General features: G+C 66.4%; 23 protein-coding genes. 11 read left to right on the top strand and 12 right to left on the bottom strand.

Translation table 11 applies throughout. The features are described 5' to 3' along the window. Nucleotides 1–158: 158 nt before the first annotated feature. From ABIC44_RS04495 to ABIC44_RS04485, 3 genes are all read right to left on the bottom strand, one after another. Nucleotides 159–1484, bottom strand: coding sequence for an NAD(P)/FAD-dependent oxidoreductase (locus ABIC44_RS04495; RefSeq protein WP_354293938.1), 1326 nt, complete (start codon nt 1482–1484; stop codon nt 159–161). A 38-nt stretch (nt 1485–1522) separates the two neighbouring features. Continuing rightward, nucleotides 1523–2731 carry an acetyltransferase domain-containing protein gene (locus ABIC44_RS04490; protein ID WP_354293936.1) on the bottom strand — a complete coding sequence of 403 codons (1209 nt, stop codon included), beginning with the start codon at nt 2729–2731 and terminating at the stop codon, nt 1523–1525. 192 nt (nt 2732–2923) lie between these two features. Next, on the bottom strand, nt 2924–4351 hold the full coding sequence (locus ABIC44_RS04485; RefSeq protein WP_354293934.1) for an aldehyde dehydrogenase family protein: 1428 nt from the start codon (nt 4349–4351) through the stop codon (nt 2924–2926). A gap of 334 nt (nt 4352–4685) precedes the next feature. On the opposite strand from ABIC44_RS04485, the gene ABIC44_RS04480 reads away from it, so the two are divergent. Continuing rightward, nucleotides 4686–5348 (top strand): haloacid dehalogenase type II, encoded by a 663-nt coding sequence (locus ABIC44_RS04480; RefSeq protein ID WP_354293932.1) that lies wholly within the window; start codon nt 4686–4688, stop codon nt 5346–5348. A 2-nt stretch (nt 5349–5350) separates the two neighbouring features. Continuing rightward, nucleotides 5351–6049 carry a cupin domain-containing protein gene (locus tag ABIC44_RS04475; RefSeq protein WP_354293930.1) on the top strand — a complete coding sequence of 233 codons (699 nt, stop codon included), beginning with the start codon at nt 5351–5353 and terminating at the stop codon, nt 6047–6049. Between the two features lie 47 nt (nt 6050–6096). Here the strand turns inward: ABIC44_RS04475 and ABIC44_RS04470 are convergent, their stop codons facing one another. From ABIC44_RS04470 to ABIC44_RS04450, 5 genes are read right to left on the bottom strand one after another with little or no spacing between them, the layout of a single operon-like run. Beyond that, nucleotides 6097–7887 carry an ABC transporter ATP-binding protein gene (locus ABIC44_RS04470; protein WP_354293929.1) on the bottom strand — a complete coding sequence of 597 codons (1791 nt, stop codon included), beginning with the start codon at nt 7885–7887 and terminating at the stop codon, nt 6097–6099. After that, the gene (locus ABIC44_RS04465) at nt 7884–8681 is read right to left on the bottom strand and encodes an ABC transporter permease (protein WP_354293928.1); all 798 of its coding nucleotides are present in this window, start codon (nt 8679–8681) and stop codon (nt 7884–7886) included. Before ABIC44_RS04465 ends, ABIC44_RS04470 begins: the two co-directional genes overlap by 4 nt. After that, on the bottom strand, nt 8678–9637 hold the full coding sequence (locus tag ABIC44_RS04460; protein ID WP_354293927.1) for an ABC transporter permease: 960 nt from the start codon (nt 9635–9637) through the stop codon (nt 8678–8680). The genes ABIC44_RS04465 and ABIC44_RS04460 overlap by 4 nt, the downstream gene beginning before the upstream one ends. After that, a complete protein-coding gene (locus ABIC44_RS04455; RefSeq protein ID WP_354293926.1) occupies nt 9634–11160 on the bottom strand; it encodes an ABC transporter substrate-binding protein in 1527 nt (508 codons plus the stop codon). Before ABIC44_RS04455 ends, ABIC44_RS04460 begins: the two co-directional genes overlap by 4 nt. Then, on the bottom strand, nt 11157–12437 hold the full coding sequence (locus tag ABIC44_RS04450; protein ID WP_354293925.1) for an NAD(P)/FAD-dependent oxidoreductase: 1281 nt from the start codon (nt 12435–12437) through the stop codon (nt 11157–11159). Before ABIC44_RS04450 ends, ABIC44_RS04455 begins: the two co-directional genes overlap by 4 nt. A gap of 347 nt (nt 12438–12784) precedes the next feature. On the opposite strand from ABIC44_RS04450, the gene ABIC44_RS04445 reads away from it, so the two are divergent. From ABIC44_RS04445 to copD, 9 genes are all read left to right on the top strand, one after another. Next, the gene (locus tag ABIC44_RS04445; RefSeq protein ID WP_354293924.1) at nt 12785–13681 is read left to right on the top strand and encodes a GNAT family N-acetyltransferase; all 897 of its coding nucleotides are present in this window, start codon (nt 12785–12787) and stop codon (nt 13679–13681) included. Next, nucleotides 13675–15147 (top strand): NAD-dependent succinate-semialdehyde dehydrogenase, encoded by a 1473-nt coding sequence (locus tag ABIC44_RS04440; RefSeq protein WP_354293923.1) that lies wholly within the window; start codon nt 13675–13677, stop codon nt 15145–15147. Before ABIC44_RS04445 ends, ABIC44_RS04440 begins: the two co-directional genes overlap by 7 nt. Further along, a complete protein-coding gene (locus ABIC44_RS04435) occupies nt 15144–16211 on the top strand; it encodes a tartrate dehydrogenase (RefSeq protein WP_354293922.1) in 1068 nt (355 codons plus the stop codon). Before ABIC44_RS04440 ends, ABIC44_RS04435 begins: the two co-directional genes overlap by 4 nt. Nucleotides 16212–16341: 130 nt before the next feature. Further along, nucleotides 16342–17718, top strand: coding sequence for an aminotransferase class III-fold pyridoxal phosphate-dependent enzyme (locus ABIC44_RS04430; protein ID WP_354293921.1), 1377 nt, complete (start codon nt 16342–16344; stop codon nt 17716–17718). 40 nt (nt 17719–17758) lie between these two features. Beyond that, nucleotides 17759–18253, top strand: coding sequence for an Lrp/AsnC family transcriptional regulator (locus ABIC44_RS04425; RefSeq protein ID WP_267433172.1), 495 nt, complete (start codon nt 17759–17761; stop codon nt 18251–18253). Between the two features lie 20 nt (nt 18254–18273). After that, complete coding sequence (locus tag ABIC44_RS04420) at nt 18274–19425, top strand: M20 aminoacylase family protein (protein ID WP_354293920.1); 1152 nt, start codon at nt 18274–18276, stop codon at nt 19423–19425. Between the two features lie 247 nt (nt 19426–19672). Then, entirely contained in the window at nt 19673–21886 is a 2214-nt protein-coding gene (locus tag ABIC44_RS04415; protein WP_354293919.1) for a TonB-dependent siderophore receptor, read from the top strand. A 120-nt stretch (nt 21887–22006) separates the two neighbouring features. After that, on the top strand, nt 22007–22369 hold the full coding sequence (copC, locus tag ABIC44_RS04410) for a copper homeostasis periplasmic binding protein CopC (RefSeq protein WP_354293918.1): 363 nt from the start codon (nt 22007–22009) through the stop codon (nt 22367–22369). A gap of 3 nt (nt 22370–22372) precedes the next feature. Further along, nucleotides 22373–23227, top strand: a complete 855-nt coding sequence (gene copD / locus ABIC44_RS04405; RefSeq protein WP_354293916.1) for a copper homeostasis membrane protein CopD — start codon at nt 22373–22375, stop codon at nt 23225–23227. Between the two features lie 24 nt (nt 23228–23251). On the opposite strand, the gene ABIC44_RS04400 is transcribed toward copD, so the two are convergent. The 4 genes from ABIC44_RS04400 to ABIC44_RS04385 are packed head-to-tail and all read right to left on the bottom strand — an operon-like array spanning nt 23252 to nt 25693. Then, nucleotides 23252–23854: a hypothetical protein gene (locus ABIC44_RS04400; protein ID WP_354293915.1), complete on the bottom strand. Its 603-nt coding sequence runs from the start codon at nt 23852–23854 to the stop codon at nt 23252–23254. Further along, the gene (locus ABIC44_RS04395; protein ID WP_354293914.1) at nt 23851–24546 is read right to left on the bottom strand and encodes a HupE/UreJ family protein; all 696 of its coding nucleotides are present in this window, start codon (nt 24544–24546) and stop codon (nt 23851–23853) included. The genes ABIC44_RS04400 and ABIC44_RS04395 overlap by 4 nt, the downstream gene beginning before the upstream one ends. Nucleotides 24547–24554: 8 nt before the next feature. After that, a complete protein-coding gene (locus ABIC44_RS04390; protein ID WP_354293913.1) occupies nt 24555–24923 on the bottom strand; it encodes a hypothetical protein in 369 nt (122 codons plus the stop codon). A 26-nt stretch (nt 24924–24949) separates the two neighbouring features. Beyond that, nucleotides 24950–25693: a DUF4198 domain-containing protein gene (locus ABIC44_RS04385; protein WP_354293912.1), complete on the bottom strand. Its 744-nt coding sequence runs from the start codon at nt 25691–25693 to the stop codon at nt 24950–24952. Between the last annotated feature and the right edge of the window lie 141 nt (nt 25694–25834).

The raw sequence follows: 25834 nt of genomic DNA, 5'->3' as shown, positions 1-25834 counted from the left end.
CCCGCTTGATCAGGTCAGTCCCATCACACCTTGGGCAACGCATTCCATCCCCCCGTCTCAAATCACAGGAACGGACAAGAATCCACAATGCGGCCAATGTAAACAGTCCCCTCTGTGAGGGGCGAGGGAAGGAAGGCAATTCTGAATGTCGATCGGCCCTAGAATTCCGCGACCTTGCCCCAGGCGGAGTCGCGAAAGCGGTTTGGATGATAGGGTTTGGGGTCGACGATCGGTGCGGTGCCGCTGACGATATCGGCGATTAGATGGCCAGCCCCAGGCCCGATGCCGAAGCCATGCCCGCTAAAGCCCGCCGCCAGGATCAGGCCGGGCAGTTCGTCTACTTCGCCGATGCCGGGCACGCCGTCTGGGGTGCTGTCGACATAGCCCGCCCAGGCCCCGGTCACGACGCGTTCCGACAGGCGCGGCATCAGCGCGAGCGCGCGGGCATGGGTGCGCGCGACGGCCGCGCGGTCGGGCTTGGGATCGAGGATCCGCATCGCCTCCATCGGTGTCGGCCGGTCGAGCCGCCAGCGCACGAGCCGCTCATGGCCCGACCGCACCCCCTCCAGCCCGCCGGGCGACAGCTTGCGCCAGCGACGCAGGAACATCGGCAGGAACTGGGTCGAAAAACGCAGGAATTGCGGGGTGGGATCGACCTTGCCGCTGCCACTGATCGACAGCGTATAGCCGCCATCGCCGCGCCGGGTCATGGAGATATACTCGCTGTGCATCGCCGCCGGGAAGATGTCTTCGCCCGGCCCGACCGCCATGACCGTCTGGCGGATCGTGGCCTGCGGAAAGCGGATGCCATATTGATTGCAGAAGGACGAAGCCCAGGCGCCCGCCGACAGCACCGCGATGCGGGTGCGGATCGTACCCCGTTCGGTGACCACGGCGGAAAGGCGCCCGCCTTCGGTTTCCAGCCCACGGACCGCGCAATTCTGATGCACCGTTCCACCCAGCGCCATCAGCGCGCGGGCGGCGGCGGGCGCGGCCCGCGACGGATCGGCGGTGCCGTCGGTCGGGGAGAAGACGCCACCCTTCCACGGCTTGTTGCTGAACCGCCCGCGCTCGCTGGCCTCGGCCGACGAGAGCATGTGGGTGGTGACTCCCGCCGTCCGGGCGAAATCGCGCCAGCGTGCCCAGCCCTCGATCTCGGCTTCATTGTCGCTGAGATAGAGCAGCCCACAACGGCTGAACCCGGTTGCCTCGCCGGTGTCGGCAGCGAATTGTTCCCACAGGTCGAGCGACTTGGTTGCCATGGGCAGTTCGCGCGCATCGCGGTTCTGCTGGCGGCACCAGCCCCAGTTGCGGCTGGATTGCTCGCCACCGACGCGGCCCTTTTCGACCAGCGCGACCTTCAATCCGCGCTTTGCCAGATAATAGGCGGTGAAGCAGCCGACGATACCGCCGCCGATCACGACGACATCGGCGATGTCGGGCAGGGCGGGGCTTGAATCTACAAGGGTCAAGGGTGCGGGCATTCCGGGGCTCCAACGGGTCCGGGGAAGGGGGGGCTGGCTCAGAAATATTTCAGCCAGCCAAGGTCCTTGCGGCGCTTCTTCAGGTTCGAGAACCAGCGCGTCGGGAAGTAGAGCGGCACGATCATCGCGATCCACATCAGCCAGATCCACGGGATAGACGGAAAGCCGAAGACTGTTTCGTGATTGATGCCCCAGATCGCAACCGCGCCCAGGTAGATCATGCGCAGGACATAAAGGTGGAGGAGATAGAAGAACATGGGCGCACCGCCGAACACCGCCAGCCAGCCGATCACCCGCGTGTCGTCCACCCGGTCGAACAGCGCCAGCAGAAGCGACCCGACGCCCAGCGTCGCCATCACGTACAGCAGCGAGGGCGGATATTTGGTCAGCGCGAGGAAGCTCATGACGGTGCGGATCGGCGAACCGGGCACCACGAACCAGGGGGCGTCGCCATAGATGTTGAGCGCCCGCAACACGACGAACCCGACCAGCATCAGCGCGCCGGTCTGCGCCAGCCGCCGCTGCCGTGCCATGGCGTCGGCACCGACGAACCACGGCCCGATCCCCCAGCCCAGGCAGATCACGCCGATCCACGGCAGCAGCGGATAGCTGAACCGAACCGGGAGGCCGCCGAAGCTTACCGTCCCGCGATCGTGCAGAAACGCCCAGACGGTGTGGAACACGCTCTGCTCGGGCACGGTGATCGGGCTCAGCAGATTATGCCCGGCGACGATGGCCAATCCGGTCGCGACGATGGCGGCGTGCGGCAGGCGGATCAGCAGCGAGAGCACGATCATGCTCAACCCGATCGCCCAGATGACCTGAAGATACAGGATCGTCGGCGGGAATTCGGCACGCCAAACGAAATTGACGACGGTCAGTTCGAGCAGGACGAGCAGCGCACCGCGCTTGAACAGGAATGCGCTCGTCTCTGCACGGCTGTGCTTCCGGCCATAGAGATAGGCACCCAGTCCGGTGAGTGCGACGAAGACCGGCGCGCACAGGGTGCTGGTCATCCGGCTGAAGAAGGATGCAGGCGCGACGGTCAGCGCGTCGACCGGGTCGCCGATCGGCACCCATAGCAGGAACGCCTCGCGGACATGGTCGAGCAGCATCAGCACCATGACGAAGCCGCGCAGCGCGTCGATGCCGACCAATCGCGCGCCCGTCCGCGCTACGCTGTTGAAAGACTGGGGCCGGGATACGGCCCCATCGGGTGCAAGGCCCGCTGTCGTGATGCTTGCCATGGTGATGCTCTCCACAGGAGAAGGGAAAACTCAGTCGCGCGTCAGCAGCGCGACGGCGTCGATTTCGACCAGATGGCCGTGATGCAGTTCGGAAACGGGTACGGCGTCTGCACAGTGGCCAGTGTCTCGGTGATCGGTGGCGGAACCGGTCTGGACGCGTCGGCTAGGATCATCCTGGTTTCCATGGCGCGCTCAGGCCAGGATCGCCTTGGTTTCGAGATATTCCTCGAAGCCATGCACCCCATATTCGCGGCCGTTGCCCGACTGTTTGTAGCCGCCAAAGGGCGCATGCGCGGTCCAGGCGGGGTAGTTGATATGGACCTGTCCGGATCGGATGCGCCGAGCGATGGCCCTGGCGCGGACCGGGTCGGTCGACTGGACATGCGCTCCCAAGCCGTAGACCGTGTCGTTGGCGATCGCCACCGCCTCATCCTCACTTTCGTAAGGCATGATGCACAGCACCGGTCCGAAAATCTCCTCGCGGGCGATGCGCATGTCGCGGGTGACGCCCGAGAAGATCGTCGGCTGCACGTAGAAACCCCGGTCGAGCCCGGCGGGGCGGCCGGGGCCACCCGCGATCAACCGCGCGCCGTCCGCCTGGCCGGCCGCGATCATGTCCAGCACACGGGCGTATTGCGCGGCATTGGCGATAGGGCCCATGGTCGTCGCCGTGTCATCGGGCGGGCCTATGCGCCATTCGGCGGCCGCACTCGCCGCCAGAAGCTCGACCTCGGCCAGCCGCGCGGCGGGGACCAACATCCTGGTCGGCGCGCTGCACGACTGGCCGACATTGCGCATTCCGGCCATCACGCCACGCGGAACGGCCTGCGCGAAGTCGGCGTCGGGCAGCAGGATATTGGGTGACTTGCCACCCAATTCCTGCACGACGCGCTTCACGCTTACCGCTGCCGCCTGTGCGACCAGCACCCCCGCGCGGGTCGAGCCGGTGATCGAGATCATCGCGACGTCGGGATGCGCCGCCAGTGCCGCGCCGACGGCCTCGCCGGTTCCGCCGATCAGATTGAAAACACCCGCGGGCGTACCCGCATCGTGCATCACGTCTGCAAACAACAGCGCGCTATAGGGCGATAATTCGCTGGGCTTCAGGACGACCGTACATCCCGCAGCGATAGCGGGCGCGACCTTGGCCGTGATCTGGTAGAGCGGCCAGTTCCACGGCGTGATGAGCGCGCAGACGCCGATCGCTTCCTTGCACAAGGTGAAGCCCGCCGCCGGCCGCTCGAAGCGATAGTCCGCCAGTACCTCCATCTGAGCGCGGACATGCGCGATGGCGAAGGGCACATGCGACGCGCGGGCAAATCCGATGGCGGCCCCCATTTCGGTCGCAATCGCCTGGGCAAAGGCCTCGGCGCGTTCTTCCAGCAGAGCGGCGATCCGGCCGAGCAGCGCGATGCGTTCCGCGACCGGACTGACCGCAAAAGCAGGAAAGGCGCGGGCGGCGGCGGCGACCGCCCGGTCGACATCGGCGGCAGACCCTGCTGCGATGGTGCCGATCAGGCTCTCGGTCGCCGGGTCGGTGACGGGAATTGCGGGTGCGGGCGTCGCCGGCTCACACCACGCGCCATCGACATAGAATTGTCCCGCTCTGTCGTTCGTCATGTCCCACCCGTCCCGGCCCTACCGCGTTCCCCTGAGCAGGCGCTCCCGACGCGATAAGGTCTGACCGGAGTGTAGCGGCGACCGGTCGGCAGACGCTTCCGAAAATCGGGGGGCAAACGGCATTCCCGCAGTGTCCGGCCGCCACGAGCAGCGATTTACCCCGTGGGATGCGCGCCAGCAGGCTATCCGCCACCGGAAATGCGCAGCATATTATGCTGTGACGTTATCAAGGTTGCTTGTCGTGCCGCATCGGCGCGGCTGCAACGAGCGATTCTGCCGCACGCCGGCCGCTATCACCGTGTTCGGCAATTCACATCAGCAAAGGGGGCCGACCATGCTTCGTCCAAAATATATCACCTTCGATTGTTATGGCACGCTGATCTATTTCGAGATGGCTCCGATCGCACGCCGCCTCTATGCTGATCGGATCGCGGCGGCCGATATGGGCCGGTTCTGCGACGATTTTTCCGCCTATCGCCTCGACGAGGTGCTGGGTGCGTGGAAGCCTTATCGCGACGTCGTGGAAGGATCGCTGCGCCGCACCTGCGCGAAGTGGGGCATCGAATATCGCGATAGCGACACGGCCGACGTCTATGCCGCCGTCCCGACCTGGGGGCCGCACCCGGACGTGGTCGAGCCGCTGAAGCGCGTCGCGGCGGAGTATCCGCTGGTCATCCTGTCCAACTCGATGGTCGATCTCATCCCGCAGAACGTCCGCAACCTCGAGGCGCCGTTCCACGCCGTCTATACCGCCGAGGAGGCCCAGGCCTACAAACCCCGGATGCAGGCGTTCGAGTATATGTTCGATCAGCTGGGCTGCGGGCCGGAGGATGTGCTGCACGTCTCGTCCAGCTTCCGGTACGACCTGATGACCGCCTATGACATGGGTATTACGAACAAGGCTTTCGTCAATCGCGGGCACGAGCCGCTGAACAGCTATTATCAGGTGCACGAGATTCCGAGCATCGCGGGCCTGCCGCGACTGGTGGGGCTGTGAGCGTGGCGACCGATGTCCGGTCGTTCATAGATCTGCGCGCCTTTGCCGCATCGGCCGAAGCGCCCGCCACGGGGGACTATCGCACCGCACGCACCGCGCTGCCGCTGGTCGAGGGGCCGTGCCAGCTCGACCTGCTCGCGCTCGATGGCGGGGCGGGGTCGGAGGCGGGCCTCCCCGGCGACGAGTTCGTCATCGTGCTGGCGGGTTCGATACGGTTGGGCCACTTGGTGCTGGAGGCGGATGGCTGTGCGGTCATCCCCAGCGGCGTGGCCTTTGACTGGGAAGCGGCGCCCGGCACGCGCGCACTTGCGATGCGCTATGCGACCGACACGCCCGCCGCCGACCGGATCGTGCCGATCGACGAAAGCGCCGAGCTGACGCCTTCCAGTCCGCCGCTCGCCGACTTGCTGGTCGGGCCGACGCCGTCGTGCCGCAACCATAGCGATTATCGGTCGAGCGATGGCGTATTCATCTGCGGCACCTGGGACTCGACGCCCTATCACCGCACCGCGATGCGCTATCGCCATCACGAGCTGATGCACCTGCTCGAGGGGAGCGTGACCTTCGAGGACGAGACGGGGGCCAGCCGCACCTTCACCAAGGGCGACATCTTCCTGCTGGAACATGCTGCGCAATGTCTGTGGGACAGCCAGGAGCATGTGAAAAAGGTCTATGCAATCTGGCGGCCGATGGTCGCCTGATCGCTTTGCGGGGCGATGCCGAAGACGGTATCGCCCCGCTTGCCCGCTCAGGGCGTCGCGAGAAGGTCGAGCGACTGGTGGCAGAATATCTGCCGATCCCCCTCCAGCAGGCGCGGCGGCATCGTATCGACGCAGGAGGTGTTCGCGCGGATGCAGCGCGGGTGGAAGCTGCATCCGGTTGCCGACATCCGCGCGCCCGCCGCCCCGGCTTGTCGGGCCGGTGTCTCCTCCAGCCAGCCCGGCCGCAATTCGGGGACCGACGCGGTCAGCAACCGCGTATAGGGATGGTGGGCCCCGTGACCCAGGCCATCGCGCGTCACCTGCTCGGCGACACGACCGGCATAGAGGACCAGCACGTCATCGGCGATCGCCCGCACGATCTCGAGATCGTGGGTGATGAACATATAGGCGAGCCCGAGTTCGCGGCGCAGCTCGACAAGCAGGTCGAGCACGGCCTCCGCGATGACCGGGTCGAGCGCCGAGGTCACTTCGTCGCACAGTAGCAGGTCGGGGCGTGCCGCCAGCGCGCGGGCGAGATTGGCCCGCTGCTTCTGCCCACCGGACAGTTCGCCGGGCAAGCGGTCGGCGAGCGATGCGGGCAGGCGGACAAGGTCGAGCAGGCGCGCCACCTCCGCCTTGGCCGATCGTCGGTCCAGCCCGTGATAGAAGGCCAGCGGCCGGGCAATGGCAGCACCGATGCTGACCGACGGGTTGAGCGCGGTGTCGGCGCTCTGGAAAACCATCTGCACCCGGCGAAGCTCGTCGCGTGACCGGTGCCGGACGAGCGGTGCGAGAGGATGGCCGTTCAGCAGGATGCGGCCCGTCGAGGGCGCGTGTAGCCCTGCCGCCACCCGCGCGAGCGTGCTCTTGCCACAGCCGGATTCGCCGATGACGCCTAGCACCTGGCCACGCCGGATCGAGACATCGATCCCGTCGAGGATTTTGGTCCGAGGCGCGCCGTCCGGCCCCGTCCCCCCATAACCCGCGACGATTCCCCACATATCGAGCAGCGGCGCTTCGTCGGTCGGTGGCGGGACGATGCGGGCTCGGGGCGCGGCGGCCGCGACCAGCGCCTGCGCATAGCTGTGGCGCGGGGCGAACAGGATCTGCCGGGTCGTTCCCAGTTCCTGCACCTCGCCGCCGCGCAGTACCGCGATGCGGTCGGCGATCTGGGCGACGACCGAAAGGTCGTGGGTGACATAGACGGCGGTAGTTCCCAGATCTCGCACCGCGTCCTTGAACGCCTTCAGTACCTCGATCTGGGTCGTGACGTCGAGCGCGGTGGTCGGTTCGTCGAAGATGACGAGGGCAGGGTCGGTGATCAGCGCCATCGCCGCCATCAGCCGCTGGAGCTGCCCGCCCGATACCTGATGCGGATAGCGTGCGCCGACGCCATCGGGGTCGGGGAGCGCGAGGCGGCGAAACAGAGCCTTGGCCTTTTCCTCGGCGGCGGCGCGGTCGAGCGTACCGTGGATCAGCGCGGGCTCGATCACCTGCGCCATGATGGTCAGCGAAGGATTGAATGCGGCGGCGGCGCTCTGTGCCACATAGGCGACGGTGCGGCCACGCACCTGACGCAGCTGTTCGGGCGTCGCGCCATCGAGCCGGTGGCCGGCGACCTCGATCACGCCGCCCGCGATCCGGCAGCCGGGACGCGCATAGCCGAGCAGCGACAGGGCGATGGTCGTCTTGCCCGACCCCGACTCTCCGATCAGGGCCAGCACCTCGCCCTTTGTGATCGACAGGCTGACATCGGGTACGATGACGATCTCGCGTCCGTCTTCGCCGACGGCGGTGATGCGCAGATGGTCGATGCGGGCAAGCGGCACGTCGGTCATCGCCGCCGCCGTCGGGGAAGGGAGTCGATCACCAGGTTCATTCCTATCGTAAGGGAAGCGATCGCCACCGCCGGGAACAGCACGGCGGGCGCGCCGAAGCCCAGCCCGGCGATATTCTCGCGAACCAGCGCGCCCAGGTCCGCCTGGGGCGGCTGGACACCCAGGCCCAGAAAGGACAGGCCACTGAGAAGCAGGACGATGAACACGAAGCGCAGACCAAAATCGGCGGCGAGGGGGCCGGTGACGTTGGGCAGCACCTCCCGCACGACGATATAGGGCAGACGCTCGCCGCGGGCGCGGGCGGCGGCGACGAAATCCAGCGCCATGACGCCCACCGCCAGCGCGCGGGCGGTGCGGAAGGCACCGGGGGTATAGATGATCGCCAGCGTGCCGATCAGCACGGGTATCGAAGCGCCGGTCGCCGCGATCACCACCAGCGCCAGCATCAGGCTGGGGATGGCGATAATGATGTCGAAGGCCCGCGACAGGGCCATGTCGATCCACCCGCCGGCCGCGGCGGCCAGGCCAAGCAGGATGCCCGACATCGCTGCGATGCTGGTCGCGACAAAGGCGATGAGGACGGTATAGCGCGCGCCGTACAGCACCCGGCTGAGCATATCGCGACCCAGATAGTCGGTGCCCAGCGGGAAGCGACGGCTGACCCCGTCGAACACGTCGAGATGCACGACCTCGCCCACGCCATGGGGCGCGATGCCGGGGCCGAGCAGCGCGACGAGGATCCATGCGGATACGAGGGTCAGGCCGATCCGGCCGCTGGTCGTGAACCTCCTCATCGGTGACGCAGCCGGGGATTGGCCAGGATCGTAACCACATCGGCGGTCGTCACCAGGATCAGATAGGCGGTGCAGAAGATGATCGCGACCGCCTGGACCAGCGGCAGGTCGCGGGTGGCGACCGCATCCACCATCAGTCGCGCGATGCCGGGATAGTTGAAGATGATCTCGACCACGATGACGCCCCCCAGCAAGGCAGACAGGCTGAGCGCGATCGCATTGGCGATCGGCCCGATGGCATTGGGCAAGGCATGGCGCAGTACCACGCGGGCCGGTGAGCAGCCCTTCAGCCGCGCGGCCTCGCAATAGGACGTGTCGAGCGCGTCGATCACCGCCGCGCGGGTCATGCGGACCATCTGCGCCATGACGAAACAGGCAAGGCTGAATACCGGCAGCGCGAAGACCCGGACCAGGTCCCAGATCGAATGAACGTCGCGGGTGGAGGTCAGGGCGGGGAGCCAGCGCAGCGTCACCGCGAAGAGCATGACCGCCAGCGTCGCGATCAGGAATTCCGGTACGGACACGATGCCGATCGTCGCGATGCTGATAGCCCGGTCGAATGCGGTACCCCGCCTGACCGCCGCCATGATGCCCAGCGCCAGGGCCAGCGGTACCGACACCAGTGCGGTCAGCCCGGCCAGCGTCAGCGAATTGACCAATCGCGTCCCGATCATCTCGCGCATCGGCAGGCCGGTGATCAGGGAGTGGCCCAGGTCGCCGGTCAATACGCCGCCCGCCCATTCCAGATATCGTCGCCAGGCGGGCTGGTCGAGATGCATGGCCTGGCGCAGGCCCGCCAGTGCCTCGGGCGTAGCGCTCTGGCCCAGTATCGCCTCGGCCACATCGCCCTCCATCAGCTGTGCGATGGCGAACACCGCCAGCGACACGAATATCAGCGTCGCCAGCGCCGCAGCCACCCGGCGGCCGATCAGCACCATGAGGGGGGAGTGGATCATGCGCCCTCCATCCATGCGTCGGCGGCAAAGTCGAAACCCATCAATCCCCCCTGCGGCATGGGTCGCAGGCCCTTCACCCTCGGGTTGTGCGCATCGAGCGAGCTGAGGAACAGCGGAATGCCGATGCCCGCCTGGTCATGGACCAGATGCTGCATCTCGCCATAGAGCGACTTGCGGCGTGCCTCGTCCGTCTCGCCGCGCGCGGCCCGAAGCAGGCTGTCGAAACGCGTGTTCTTCCACCCACTCTCGTTCCACGGCGCGTCGGAGGCAAAGAACTGGGTGAAGATGATATCCGCCGTCGGACGGGCGTTGACGTTGCCGAAGCCCAGCGGGACCTTCATCCAGCTGTTCGTCCAGTAACCATCGGAAGGCACGCGCCGGATATCGAACCGGACCCCTGCGCGTCGCCCGGCATTCTGGATCAGCACGGCCATGTCGTCCGACTTGTCCGCCGCCGTCGAGGTGACGATGGGCAGGCGCGCGCCGATCATCCCGGCTCGCGCGAAATGATGGCGGGCGCGGTCCGGGTCGAAGGCGCGCTGCGGCACGCTGGGGTCGAAATAGGGATTGGTGGGCGCGATCGGCTGGTCGTTGCCGATCGTCGCATAGCCGCGGAAAATGGCATTGCGCATCGTCTCGCGGTCCAGCAGCAGCTTCAGGCCTGCCACAAAATCCGGATGGCTGGTCGGCCCCCGGTCCAGCCGGGCGATCAGGTTGGTATAGCCGCCGGACCTGGTCACCAGCAGGTCGAAGCCCGCATGCTCCAGATGATGGGCGATACGCGGATTGATCGCGTGGATCAGGTCGACATCGCCCGACAGCAGCGCATTGATCCGCGCGCTGTCGTCCGAAATGGAGAAGAGTTCGATCTCGCCCAGCCGCACCTTGCGCCGCCAATAGTCGGGCCAGCGCACCGCGAGCGAGCGCACGCCGGGTGCGAACTCGACCATGCGCATCGGTCCGGTGCCGACCGGATGGCGGAAGTCGCGGGTACCGTCGCGGACGATCTGGAATTGCGATATGCCCAGGATCGTCGGCAGGTCGGAATTGGCGCTTTCCAGGACAAGGCGGACATGATCCGGCCCATCGGCGCGGACCGATGCGAATTGCTGGGCGAAAATTCGCGCTTTCGACCCCACTGCCGGGTCGAGATGGCGGTTCAGCGAGTAGACGACATCCGCGGCGGTGAGTGGCGATCCGTCGTGGAAACGCACGCCACGCCGCAACCGGATCGACCAGTCGCGCGAATCCTGGCTCTCTATCGCTTCGGCCAGCGCGAATTGGGGGCGGGACCGTGCGTCCAGCCGGGTCAGCCCGTCATAGACCATCGCGCAGCGGCAGAAGTCGGACACCACCGTCTGGCGCGCCGGGTCCATCGTGTCGGCGGTCGAACTGACCGCGACCGCCACCCGCAACCGCCCGCCCGCTGGTTCGGGACGCGCGGGCGTAAAGCCGCATGCGTTCAGGCCCAGCGACAGGCCGCCGCCACCGATCAGGCGGATTGCGTCGCGCCGCCCGATCAATGCCGCCAGTCCTGATAGCGGTAATAGGCCCCGACCAGCGGAAGGAACCAGGGCGGTCCGAAATGCCCCGGGACTGCTGGCCAGTCGATGCCGTGGAAGGGATTGGCCTCGGCGGGGCTGGCCCCGGTCATGATCCGCGCCATCACCTCGCCCATCAGCACCGAAATCTGCGTGCCATGGCCGCTATAGCCCATCGCATAATGCACCCCGTCGCGAACTCCCGCGCGCGGCAGGCGGTCGGCGGTCAGGTCGACGATCCCGCCCCAATTATGGGCGATGCGGACCCCCGCCAGTTCGGGAAAGATCTCGCGCATCCGCGCCGCGAGGATGGCTCCGCTGCGCACGTCGTTGCGCGGGGTCGAGAGCGCGAAGCGGGCGCGGCCGCCGAAGATCAGCCGGTTGTCGGCGGTCAGGCGGAAATAATTGCCGATGTTGCGTGTCGTTGTCCCGTTGCGCCGTCCCGGCATGATCGTGTCGGCCAGATCCCCTAGCGGATCGGTTGCGACGATGAAGCTGCCGATCGGCACGATCCGCCGCCGCAGCCAGCGGAACGGCCCGGACATCGACGCGCCCGTCGCCAGCAGGACGTCATCCGCAATGATCGTACCGCGCGGCGTGACCAGCTTGTGCCGTCCGCCCGGCACCCGCGACAGCCCGGTCAGCGGCGTATTCTCATATAGCCTGGCACCGTGGCGGGTCGCGGCGCGCGCCAGCCCTGCGGCGAAGCGGCCCATATGGAGGGAGGCGCTGCGCGGGAAGACCAGCCCGCCATGGAAGGCATCGGAACGGATTTCCCCGACCAGCTGGCTGCGGTCGAGCAGGCGGATGTCCGGCTCCACCGTCTGCGCCAGCAGCTCGGCGGAGCGGGCGAGCTTGACGGCATGGTCGGGCTTGTCGGCCAGTTTCAGCTTGCCGTTGCGGGTGAAGTCGCAGGCAATGGCTTCCTCCTTCACGATGGCCTCCACACGTTCGACCCCGGCGTCGAAGGCGCGATAGAGGTCGGTGGCGCGCTGAGCCCCGAAGCGCGCGCTGAGCGCGGCGAAGTCGCCCGCAATACCGTTGTTGCACTGGCCGCCATTGCGGCCCGATGCTTCGCACGCGATACGCCCCGCCTCGATCAGGGTCACCTGCGTCCCTGCCATCGCCAGCTGGCGGGCGGCCGAAAGGCCGGTGAACCCGCCTCCGACGACCACGACCGTCGCCCGGGCGGGGAGCGGTGGCACCCCATCCTGCGCAAAGCGTTCGCCGCTATCCAACCAATAGGATTCCAGCATCATCGTGCGGTTTCGCGTCCCCCCGGCGCCGGGCCGCCCGACGCGGCTCCGACGCGGCATAGTCTGCTACGCTGCGTCGGCATGGTATCACTTTAGTTGCGTCGTCGGCCGGTCTTATGTGCCGATCCGACCCGACGGGACCGCACAGCATACCGCACCCTTCTCAACGGGAAACCGCCGCGAGAGGCGCCGGGGCCAGCGATATGGGGGTGTGATACCCGATGCGGCAGGATATTCCGTGCAGGCATCCAAATCACACGTGAAATGCTTCGGAAGGCGGTGAGCGACGCACCTCCTGCATCATGGTTGCGATAAAAGAATGGGAGAGGATTTCGATGGAACGAAAAACCATGCCAACAAGCGCCGAATTGCCCCCTGCCGAGGTCGAGCATCGCACGATGCGGCTTCGCGCCATGACCCCGCAGGATGTCGCCGCGCTGCACCTGCTGGCCAAGGCCGAACAATGGCCGCACCGGGCGGAGGATCTTGCCGACATGCTGGCCGTGGGCTCCGGCACGGTGGCGGAGCTGAACGGCGAGATCATCGGCACGACGATGTGGTGGCGGGCCGGTCCGGCCACCGCGACGCTGGGCATGGTGATCGTCTCGCGCCGTCATCGCGGGGCTGGCCTCGGCCGGATCGTGATGGACGCGGTGCTCGACCAGATTGCGGCCGCGCTGGGCCCCGACGCGGCAATCATGCTGAACGCGACCGAGGATGGGCTGCCGCTCTATCGCAAGCTCGGCTTTCGCGGCGTCGGTGAAATCCTCCAGCATCAGGGGGCGGCGTTTCAGGCCCCGCTGGTTCCACTGGAGCCGGGGGAGCGTATCCGGCCGATGGGGGAGCGCGACGGCGCGGTCGTCGACTCGTTGGTCCACGCGGCGACCGGCCTCGATCGTCCGTCGGTCATGACGCTGTTGCGCGAGAAGGCGCACGGCGTCGTGCTGACGCATGGCGATACGGTGACCGGGGCGGCGCTTTTCCGCCGGTTCGGACGCGGCTATGTCGTCGGGCCGGTGATCGCGCCCGACGCGACCCGCGCCAAGGCATTGATCGCACAGTGGATCGGATCGCGCAGCGGCGAATTCATCCGGCTGGACATTCCGGGCGATAGCGGGCTCGGGGCGTGGCTGGAGGAACTGGGGCTGGTCCGCGTCGGCCGGGTGGTGACGATGGTACGGGGCGGGGAGCCGCGAGGCACCGCACCCGGCACCGCCTTTGCGATCGTGAGCCAAGCGCTATGCTGAACGCTCAGGACCTGCGCGCGACCGGCTTGCTGATCGAGACGATGCTGATCGATGGAGCCTGGACGGGCGCGAACGACGGCGCGACGCTCGAGGTGACCGATCCGGCGACCGGCGAGACGATCGGGACGATCCCGGCGGCGGGGGCGGCCGAGACCGAGGCGGCGATCGCCGCCGCCGCCGCCGCGTTGCCCGGATGGCGGCGCCGCACGGCGGACGATCGCGCGACCCTGCTCGAGGCATGGCACCGGCTGATCCTCGACCATGTCGATGCACTGGCCGCGATCATGACCGCCGAGCAGGGCAAGCCGCTGGCCGAGGCGAAGGGGGAAATCGGCTATGCCGCCAGTTTCGTCAAATGGTTTGCGGGCGAGGGGCGGCGGATCGCCGGGCACATGATCCCCGCGCCGACCACCGACCGCCGCATCCTGGCGACCCGCGAGCCCGTGGGCGTGTGCGCAGCGATCACTCCGTGGAATTTCCCCGCCGCGATGATCACCCGCAAGGTCGCGCGCGCGCTCGCGGCGGGGTGCACCGTCGTCATCAAGCCGTCCGAGCTCACGCCCTTCACGGCGCTGGCGCTGGTCAGGCTGGCCGAACGCGCGGGGATACCGGCGGGTGTCGTCAACATCGTCACCGGCATGCCCCAGGCGATCGGCGCGGCGCTGACCGCCTCGCCGGTGGTGCGCAAACTGTCCTTTACGGGATCGACGCGCGTCGGGGCGCTGCTGATGCGGCAGTCCGCGGACACGCTGAAGCGGTTGAGCCTGGAACTGGGCGGCAACGCGCCCTTCATTGTGTTCGATGATGCCGATGTCGATGCGGCGGTGGCCGGGGCGATGGCCTCCAAGTTCCGCAACGCCGGACAGACCTGCGTCTGCGCCAACCGCCTGTTCGTGCAGGACGGCATTCACGATCGTTTCGTGGAAAAGCTAGGTGAGGCGGTGCGCGCCCTGTGCGTCGGGGATGGGCGGCGGGCGGGGGTCACCATTGGTCCGCTGATCAACGCCGCCGCCACGACCAAGGTCGCCGAGCATGTTGCCGACGCGCTGGCCAAGGGTGCCCATATCGCCGCTGCCCCCGACGGCGTGAGCGGCGATGCGCGGTTTGCGCGGCCGGTGGTACTGACCGAAGCGACGCCCGGCATGCGGCTGGCCTCCGAAGAGACGTTCGGGCCGGTCGCCCCGATCTTCCGCTTCCGGGACGAGGAAGAGGCGGTCGCGCTCGCCAATGCGACGCCGTTCGGCTTGGCCAGCTATTTCTATACCGACGACCTGCACCGAGCCTGGCGCGTGGGAGAGGCGCTGGAATTCGGCATGGTCGGGCTGAACACGGGAGCGCTGGCGATGGAGATGGCGCCGTTCGGCGGGATCAAGGCTTCCGGGCTCGGCCGGGAAGGGGGGCGCGAGGGGATCGAGGAATATCTGGAAACCAAGGCGTTCCATTGGGGGGGATTGAAGGGCCTGTGAGACATTACCGGATTGCGGTGATCCCCGGCGACGGGATCGGCAAGGAAGTCGTCCCCGAGGGCGTGCGCGCACTGGAGGCGGCGGCGGCGGCCTATGGCTTCACCGTCGAGCAGCAATGGCATGATTTCGCCTGTTGCGACTATTATGTCCGCCACGGTCGGATGATGCCCGAGGATTGGAAGGCGCGGATCGGCGGTGTCGATGCGATCTTCTTCGGCGCGGTAGGCTGGCCCGACACCGTGCCCGATCATATCTCGTTGTGGGATTCGCTGATCCAGTTCCGGCGCGAGTATGACCAATATGTCAATCTGCGCCCGGCGCGGCTGATGCCGGGCGTGCCCTGTCCCTTGGCGGGGCGGAAGCCCGGCGACATCGACATGATGATCGTGCGGGAGAATACCGAAGGCGAATATTCCGCGATCGGCGGCACCGCTTTTCCCGGTACCGACCGAGAGGTGGTGCTTCAGGAAACGGTCATGACCCGTACCGGCACCGACCGCATATTGCGATATGCGTTCGAACTGGCGCAGAAGCGGCCTGCCAGGCATTTGACCTCCGCCACCAAATCCAACGGTATCGCGATCACCATGCCCTGGTGGGACAGTCGCGTCGCCGAGATGGCGGAGAAATACCCCGAGGTTCGGACCGACAAATATCATATCGACATCCTCGCCGCGCAGTTCGTGATGAATCCCGACCGGTTCGACGTGGTCGTCGCCTCCAATCTGTTCGGTGACATCCTGTCCGATCTGGGCCCGGCCTGCACCGGCACGATCGGCATCGCGCCATGCGGCAACATCAATCCGAACAGCGCGGTTCCGTCGCTGTTCGAACCGGTCCATGGCTCGGCGCCCGATATCGCCGGGCAGGGGATCGCCAATCCGGTCGGCCAGATCTGGTGCGCGGCGATGATGCTCGATCACCTCGGCGAGACGGCTGCGGCGGCGTCCATCGTCACCGCGATCGAGACGGTGCTGGCCAGCGAGGGCGGCCGCACGCGCGACCTGAAGGGATCCGCCGACACCGTGCAATGCGGCAAGGCGATCGCGGCGGCGATCGGTTGAGGACGGGGGCGGCATAATCTGCCGCCGGGTCGGAAAACTCGGCAGCTTCCCATGCCGGAAAAGGGGCGAGCGGCCCCTTCCGCCGTACCGGACGCCTAAGCTGGCATCATTCAAGACAATAAGGCCAGTCATGTTCTCCAATTCGCTGATCGAGGCGGATCGCCGCCACCTCATCCATCCCGTCACGTCATGGCGCGGGCATGAGGCGCGGGGTGCGACCGTATTGACCGAGGGGCAGGGCATGTACCTGACCGACAGCGACGGGCATCGCCTGCTCGATGCCTTTGCCGGGCTATGGTGCGTCAATATCGGCTATGGTCACGACAGCGTGGTCGAGGCGGCCGCCGAACAGATGCGGCGCCTGCCCTATGCGACCGGCTATTTCTCCTATGCCAGCGAACCGGCGATCCGGCTGGCCGAGCGGCTGGCGGGCCTGGCACCCAAGGGACTGGACCGCGTTTACTTCACGCAAGGGGGATCGGACTCGGTCGACTCCGCGCTGCGCTTCATCGTTCACTATTGGAACGCCAGGGGCCGCCCGACCAAGAAGCACATCATCGCGCTCGACAAGGGCTATCACGGTTCGTCGTCCAATGGCGCGGGCATTACCGGCCTGCCAGCCTTCCACCGCCTGTTCGACCTGCCGCACAGCTGGCAGCATCACATTCCGGCGCCCTATCCCTATCGCCATGCGGCCGGGGACGATCCGGCGGCGGTGATCGCCGCCAGCGTCGCGGCACTGAAGGACAAGGTTGCCGAGCTTGGGGCGGAGAATGTCGCGGCCTTCTTCGCCGAGCCGGTGCAGGGTTCGGCGGGCGTGATCGTACCGCCCAAGGGGTGGCTGGCCGCCATTCGCGCGGCCTGCACCGAACTCGGCATCCTGTTGGTCGTCGACGAGGTCATTACCGGTTTCGGCCGGACGGGGCCGATGTTCGCCTGCGAGCATGAGGGCGTGTCGCCCGACCTGATGACGCTGGCGAAGGGGCTGACCGCCGGTTACGTGCCGATGGGCGCGGTGTTGATGTCGGCGGAGGTCTATGACGGAATCGCCGACGGTCCCGACAATCACCTGCCGATCGGGCATGGCGCCACCTATTCGGGACATCCGGTCGCGGCGGCGGTGGCGATGGCGGTGCTCGACCTTTACGAAGGCGGTATCATCGCCAACGGTCTCGCCCGCGCGCCGCAGCTGGCCGCCGGGCTGGCGGCGGTCGCCGATCATCCTCTGGTCGGCGACGTGCGACAGGCGGGGATGCTGGCGGGGATCGAGCTTGTCGCCGACAAGGCCGCCAGGACGCGCTTCGACCCGGCACTGGGCCTGCCCGACCGGTTGGCGAGGGCAGGCTATGCGCGCGGCATCATCTTCCGCGCCTTTGCCGACGGGACGATCGGGCTTGCCCCCGCGATCAGTTGCGACGAGGCGGATATGGCGACCTTGCTTGCGCGGTTGACGCGCACGTTGGATGATGTCGCCGAGCAACAGCAGGTGCGGGCCGCGCTGCGATGATCGCGGTTCGTACGGGGAATGAAGGGGTATATCCGCCACCATGACGTCAGCGCCCAAACTTGATCGACTGGACTTTCGTATTCTGGCGCAGCTGCAGCGCAACGGGCGGATCACCAATGTCGACCTGGCCGATGCGGTGGGCTTGTCGCCCAGCCCCTGCCTGTCGCGGGTCAAGCGGCTGGAGAAGGCGGGCTATATCACCGGCTATGGCGCGCATGTCGCGCTCGCCAAGCTGGGCGAGACGCTGACCGTCTTTACCGAGGTGACGTTGAAGGATCATCGCACCGGCGACTTTTCCCGTTTCGAACAACGCGCACGCAATGTGCCCGAGATCGTGGAATGTCATCTGGTCAGCGGTGGATATGATTATCTGATCAAGTTCATCACGCGCAATGTCTCCCAATATCAGGAACTGATCGAGTCCATTCTCGAAAGCGATTTCGGGATCGAGAAATATTTCAGCTACATCGTCCTCAAGTCGCCGATCGTGAAGCGTTACGACCCTATCGAAACCTTGTTCGAGGATCGCGGCTGACGTTGCCGGAAGGTCTGCTTATGCCCATCGACGCCCAGGAACTCGGTCATCTCATCGCGCTTCGGCGTGATCTTCATGCGCATCCGGAACTGGGCTTTCACGAGCATCGCACCGCAGGGATCGTCGCCGATGCGCTCCGGTCCGCGGGGTTAGAGGTGACAACCGGGATCGGCGGCACGGGGATCGTCGGCACGCTGCGTCACGGCCCCGGCAACGGTGCGATCGGTTTCCGCGCGGACATGGATGCGCTGCCCTTCGTAGAAGCGACGGGCCTGCCCTATGCCAGCACGACGCCGGGCGTCTTTCATGGCTGCGGCCATGACGGGCACAGCGCGACGCTGATCGGGGCGGCGCGGTTCCTGGCGCGGACCCGCGATTTCTCCGGCACGATCCATTTCATCTTCCAGCCTGCCGAGGAAGGGCTGGGTGGTGCGGATGCGATGGTGCGTGACGGGCTATTCGACCGGTTCCCCTGCGACCGGGTGTTCGCGCTCCACAATTGGCCCGACCTGCCGCTGGGCAGCGCCCGGACGCGGCACGGACCGATCATGGCGGCGGCGGACCGCTTCGACATCACCATTTCGGGGCGCGGCGGTCATGCCGCCATGCCGCACCAGACGCCGGATGCCATACTGGCCGCTGCCACCCTGATCGGCGAGTTGAACACGATCGTCGCGCGCCGCGTCGCCCCTACCGAAAGCGCGGTGCTGTCGGTCACGAAGGTCACCGGCGGGGATTCGCACAATGTCATCCCGGCGGAGGTGAGGCTGACCGGCACCGTGCGCACCTTCTCGGCGGCGGTGCAGGACCGCATCGAGGAGTCGCTGCGGGCGATCTGCGAAGGTGTGGCGCGGGTGAGCGAGACGCAGGTGTCGGTCGATTATATCCGCTACTACCCCGCGACGATCAATGACGCCGACAGCGCCGACATCGCGCTGGCGGCGGCTCGCGCGGTGTGCCCGGATGCGCAGCTTGCTGCCGATCCCGCCTTCACCTCGGAGGATTTCGCCTTCATGCTGCGGGCGCGGCCGGGCGCGTATCTGTGGCTCGGGCAGCGCGACGATGGCCATGCCCAGCCGTTGCATCACCCCGGCTATGACTTCAACGATGCGATCATTCCCTCTGGCATCGCGTGGTTCGCCCAACTGGCCCGGATGCTACTGCCCGCCTGAAGGCGGCGCCCCGGCAGAGCCGCCTCCTCCGGCGGCAAGATCGTGTCGGTGAGGTGCGCGCAAATCCGCATTTCGTTCCGATCCAGTCACGGCTTCGCAATAAAATGCTTGTCGCTGCTGCCCATGATGCCGGTATCGCAGAGAGGGCGACACAATGGCCTGCCGGTCCACGAAGACCGCGACGAAGGCCAGGGCGCCGTCACGAAGAGGACGATGCGACTGCCACTATCATTTCGGGGGAAAATATATGCGCTATCGACATCTGCTATCGTTCAGCGTCGCCGCTCTGGCGATCACGACATCCACGGTGGTCTCGGCGCAGACGGTGCCGGTGGCGTTTCATCCGGCGGCGGGGGCGGCCGAGGGCGATCCCAAGACCGTAGCGATCGCCGAGGAACCCCAGCAGGCCGACATCGTCGTGCAGGGCCAGCGCCAGCAATATGTCGCCGCCGTCCCCACGATCGAGGTGCCGCAGAGCATCCAGGTCCTGTCGGCCGAGACGTTGCGCGATGCGGGTGTGACCCGGCTGGACAACGCACTGGACTTTGCGACCGGCATTGCCCGCCAGAATAATTTCGGCGGCCTGTTCGACGTGTTCGCCTGCCGTGGCTTTTCGGGGGACGAAGGCTCGGCCAGCAACTATCTGGTCAACGGGTTCAACGCCGCGCGCGGCTATGGCGGGTCGCGCGACACCTCGAATGTCGAGCAGATCCAGGTGCTGAAGGGCCCCAATTCCTCGCTGTTCGGGCGCGGCGAGCCGGGCTGTACGGTCAATATCATCACCAAGAAGCCGGGCTTCGACCTGCACGGCGGCGCGATCCTGTCGGCGGGCAGCTTCAACACCTATCGCAGCGAGGGCGACTTCAACGTGCCGCTGTCGTCGCGCATCGCGATGCGCGTGACGGGTGCGGCGGAATCGGCTGACAGCTTCCGTGATTTCAATTCCAGCCGGAAGATCACGGTCACGCCCTCCTTCCTCGTCAAACTGGGCGAGGACAGCTCGGCCAGCTATGAGTTTGAGTTCATCGACCAGAAAGTGACCTTCGATCGCGGTATCGTCGCGCCGACCGGCGATCTGTCTCTCATTCCGCGCAACCGCTTTTTCGGCGAGCCGGGCGATGGACCCGTCCATGTCCGCGCCATGGGCCACCAGGCCCAGCTGCAGCATGATTTCGACAAGAACTGGTCGATCATCCTGGGCGTTGGCTATCGCGATACCTTCTTCCGGGGCGTGTCGACCGAAGCGGAGCTGGCCGCAGGGCGCCAGCGGCTCTACACCGACGGCATCACTCTTTCGCGCCAGCGACGCGACCGGGATTACAAGACCACCGACCTGACCTTCCGTGGGGAATTGAGCGGCACGTTCGATACCGGGTCGCTGACCCATCATATGATCGTCGGTGCCGACTGGGACGATTATGAGCTGGACATTGTCCAGAACCGCTACCGCCCGCCAGCCATCGCATCGCAGGCGGCCGGAAATCTGGCGGCGGGCAATCGCATCAATATCTTCGACCCCGCCTATGGCAAGCTGCCCAGCACCGGCGCGTTCCAGAGCTATCTGGAGCGTCAATATAGCTGGGGTGCCTATCTGCAGGATCAGATCGACGTCACGGACGGACTGAAGTTGCGCGCGGGCGGCCGCTACGACCAGTTCGAGCAGATCATTGACGACCGTGTCTCGCGCCGCCGCGCGCAACAGTTCCGCACCGCGTTCAGCCCTTCGGTGGGTGCGACATACCTGTTCGGACCGCAATTCTCGCTCTACGCCAATTACGGACGTGGTTTCCGCCCGAACAACGGCACGGACGCGAACGGCAACGCCTTTGTGCCCGAGCGTACCATCTCCTATGAGGCGGGGGCCAAGGTTTCGCTGCTCCACCGGCGGCTGACCGGCACGGTCGCATTGTTCAAGACGAACAAGAACAATGTCCTGACCGCCGATCCCATCAACGCCAATTTCTCGCTGGCGGTCGGCAAGGCACGGAGCAAGGGCGTCGAAGCCGAGCTGTCGGGCCAGCTGCCCGCCGGGTTCCGGGTCCAGCTGAACTATGCCTATATCGACGCCGAAGTGGCGCAGGATGCGCTCGACCCCAATTTCGGCTTCGGCCTGCGCGAAGGCGATCCGCTGATCAACATCGCAAAGAACAGCGGCAGCGCGCTGGTCTTCAAGGATTTCGATATTGGTGAAAAGCGCCTGACCGTGGGTGCGGGTGTCAATTATGTCGGCAAGCGCCTGGGCGAGACCGGTTACCGCTTTGCCAATGGCAGTTTCTACTATCTGCCCGCCTATACGCTGACCCGCATGACGGCGGCGTTCGAGGCAACCGATCGGCTGCGTATCTCGGGCGAGGTCACCAACCTGTTCAACGTCCACTATTTCCCCAGTTCCTATTCGCGGCTGTGGACGCTGCCGGGTGCACCGCGCCAGTTCATGGTCCGGATCGGTTATTCCTATTGATCGGTGGGCGGCCGTCTTCCCCCCGGCCTGGTCTGAAAAAGCCATGTCGGGCGAGGGGCGGCCGCTCCGCCCGCGTATTGAAGGGCAACGGTTCTTCACCCCCAATCGGAGTTTGATCCCATGCGTCGCATCCTGCTCGGCCTGGCCCTGGCCGCGTCCCTGTCCGCGCCCGTCCTGGCGCATCCCAAGCTGCTCGGCGCCAGTCCCGCGGCCGACACCACGGTCGCGACGGCACCGCGGACTCTGGTCCTCAACTTCTCCGAAAAGCTGATCGCCCCGATGTCGGGGGCCGAACTGACCATGATCATGCCTGGCATGGGCGGGCACGCCATCCCCGTGAAGACCTCGGTCGGGGCGGACGGGCGCTCGCTGGTCCTGGTTCCTGCGTCACCCTTGCCGCGCGGCCAGTATCAAGTGGACTGGCATGTCGTGTCGGCCGACACGCATCGCATCACCGGCAGCTACAAGATTCAGGTCGGCTGACCCATGGCGGAGGCCGCGCTGATCCTTGCGCGGGGATTGTCGCTGACCATCCTCCCCGGACTGTTCGGACTGGCCCTGTTCGCAAAAGGAGGGCGGTGGCCGCTGGTAGCGGTCACCGCCCTTGCCATTCTTGCGTCGGCCATCGGCTTCGTCCTGCTGGCCGTTGCGATGACCGGCGGCGACTATGCGGCCCTGAGCGGCGACCTGCTGACCATGCTCCTCCGGGACACCGCGCCGGGGCTGGCCTTTGTGATGCGCCTGGTGCTGCTGGGGGCGCTGCTTCTGACACTGCTGGTGCGGTCGGTCGTGCCACGGTCCGTCGTCGCACTGTTCGCGGCGGGCGCTACGGCGACCCTGGCCTGGAACGGGCATGGTGCCATGGACTCCGGCGGGGTCGGCTGGATCCATCTGGGTGCCGATATCGTCCATATGCTGGCGGTCGGAGCGTGGATCGGTGCGCTGATCGTCTTTCTTGGTCTTGTCGTCCGCCGCGAGCCCGATCACGAGGCGGCGGCACGAGCGCTGGCGGGCTTTGCGGGCGTGGGCAGCGTGATCGTTGCCGCAATCCTGGCCACGGGACTGGTCAATGCCGCGATGCTGATCGGGGTCGATGGGATCACACGGTTGCCCGAGAGCCTTTACGGTCGGCTGATGATCGCCAAGCTGGCGCTGTTCGGCGCCATGCTGATGCTCGCCACCGCGAACCGATACTGGCTGACCCCCGGCCTGATCGCATCCGGACGGAAGGGGCTGCGGGCTTTGCGGATCAGCCTGTCGCTGGAACTGGCCGCCGCCGTGGCGATCGTTGGGCTGGTGGCGTGGGCGGGGATCTGCGAGCCGCCGATCTCCGCCATGTGATCGGCCACGCCCCGCCCGAAGCGGTCAATCGCGTATGAATGCGCTGTCGTAGAAGCCGTCGAGCCGGACGACGAGAGTCACCGGCACCGCCCCCCGGTTCTTCCAGTACCAGCCATGCGTGCCGGCAAAGGGCGCGGTGAAGCTGCCCTGACCGGAGCGGACATTCTTCTGCTTCCAATAGTCGGTGAAGTCGCTCTCGCCGCCGCCGATAGGCTCGCCGTGCATGTCGGCTCGGACGAGGCCGGAGGCGTTCCAGCGGAAGTTGAAGCTGTCACCCGCCTTCATTCGTGCTTTCACCTCGACGCCCTTGCCGGGGGCAAGGGTCACGGTCTTCTCGTCGGTGCGGAAGGGCGTGACGCGGGCGATGTTGGCCTGGGTTTGGGGCGGTATCGCGATGGTGGCGGGCGTGCCGATCATGGGGGCGGGGGCGTCCTCCGTCTCCTCGCCGCCAGTCGCCATGCGTGTCAGGCCCAGGAGGCGGCCGACCCCGGTCGGGTCGATCCCATATTCGGCGGGTAGGACGAACAGGGTCAGGATCGCAGCGCCCGCGCCCAGCGCGGCGAGCGAGGCGCGTCCGACGGTGCGGGGGGATGCGACAGCGGGATCGGTGGCAAGCGTGGCGGTCATGCGGCCTTCTCCATCAGGAAACCGGCGAACTGATAGCCGGTCAGGACGATACCCGCGCTCATCAGCACGGTATTGGCGACGACGACGCGGCGCGCGAAGTTCGGCGAGCGCCGCCACAGCGTCATGAGGAACAGGATCGCGCACAGGGCCAGGAACTGCCCCATCTCGACCCCGACATTGAAGCTGACGAGATTGGGGACCAATCCGTCGCGCGACGCGATCAGGCTCTGGAGCTTGGTCGCAAGACCGAAGCCGTGGAAGAGACCGAAGATCAGGACCGCCGCCTTCTGGTCGGGCTGAAACCCGATCAGCATCGGGAACGCTCCCAGATTGTCGAGCGCCTTGTAGACGACCGACAGGCCGATGATCGCATCGATCAGATAGGGATTGGCGTGGATGTTGAAGAACACGCCCGCCAGCAGGGTCGTGCTGTGCCCGATGGCGAACAGCGTGACATAGGTGCCGACATCCTTCAGCCGATAGAGAAAGAAGATGACGCCGAACAGGAACAGCAGATGGTCGTATCCGGTGACCATGTGCTTGGCGCCCAGATACAGATAGGGGATGATATTGATCCCCGGACTGTTCTGGATGAACGCCTTGTCCCCTTCGGCGACGCCGTGTGCGGCGGCCATGCCGTGACAACCGACCGCCAGGGCGATGCCGACCAGCGGCAGCACCCTGCGTCGCATCCCGCCGGTCATCGGATCACGAAGGTCGCCGTCTGGCGCGCCTGGGTCTGACGGTCGATCAGGAGGACGCCGACCTTCGATCCGGGGGCGACGACCGCGCCCTTGGCGACGAACTGGTTGCGCGTGGCCGGGGTCAGCGCGATCTCGGTCTTCTTGGCGCCAGTGGTCACGACCAGCTTGCCCGACATTCCGGACGCCGGCACCTCGTCGCCATCCTCCATCACATAGAGCGATACGCCGCCCCTGGCGCGGACCAGTTCGAACACGGTGTCACCGACCTCGACCACCTGCCCGCCATGGCGGGGCTTGTCGTCGCCATGGGCGAGGGCGGGTGACGCGGCGAGCATCAGGGGAAGGCAAGCGATGGCGCATTTCATGATCGGTCTCCGCTGGCGGTCAGGGGTCATTTCTCGGGCGCGTGCGGCAAGGTGAAGGACAGCGTCGCGGTGTGTTCGTAACGGTCGATCTTGGCCGGCTGATCGGACGGGGAGACATAGACGGCGCGCAGGACGTTCAACCCCTGGTTGCGCACCGGCAGGGTGACGGCGCCATCGGATCCGGTCGCGATCTCGGCCGCGTCGGGGTCGTTGACCATGTCGTTGATGATCGTCGCACCCGCGACAGGCTTGCCCTTGAAGAACACGCGGTAGGTCATCGGCGTGCCCAGCTTGTCGGGCAGGGCGCCGACCGGCACGATCTGAAGCGTCTGCGCGGGGATCAACGGCACAGGTTTTGCCAGCGGCCCCTTGATCATCGTGGCATATTTGATCGTCGTCTCGCTCTTGACGGAATTGGGCACCTCGTCCTTGGGTTTCTTGACGAATTCGCCATCGGGCAATTTGGACCAGGTGCCGTTCTGAAGGACCGCGCTGACGATCGTCGGCGGGGCGTCGGTGTCCACCAGCACGACCGGCCCTGCCGTGCGAAGCTGCGCCCGGATGGGGTTCAGCTCGGCATCCCAGGCCTGCACGCTTTCCATATTCGGCTGGCGCTTGACCGCCTCCAGGTCGTCGCCGCCGATGCCGTAGATGATGGCGATCTGCTTGGCGCGCTGTGCGAACCAGATGCCGTGGGCGTCGGCCATGGTGGGGATCGAGAGCCCTGCGGACAGGACGGTGGACCAGATCAGCGTCGTTCGCTTCGCCACGTCATCACTCCTTTGCCAATGTCACCAGAGGCTAGTCGTGGATCGACCGCAGCTTTGACCGTCTTTCGCCGTCCATGCGAACAAGATGCCGCCGTGACGGCGATGCAAAGCACGTCCTTTGCCTGCCCCCGGCGGCGACCG

Source organism: Sphingomonas sp. 1185, from assembly GCF_040544655.1.
Classification (GTDB): domain Bacteria; phylum Pseudomonadota; class Alphaproteobacteria; order Sphingomonadales; family Sphingomonadaceae; genus Sphingomonas.
This window is presented reverse-complemented; position numbering and strand designations above follow the sequence as displayed.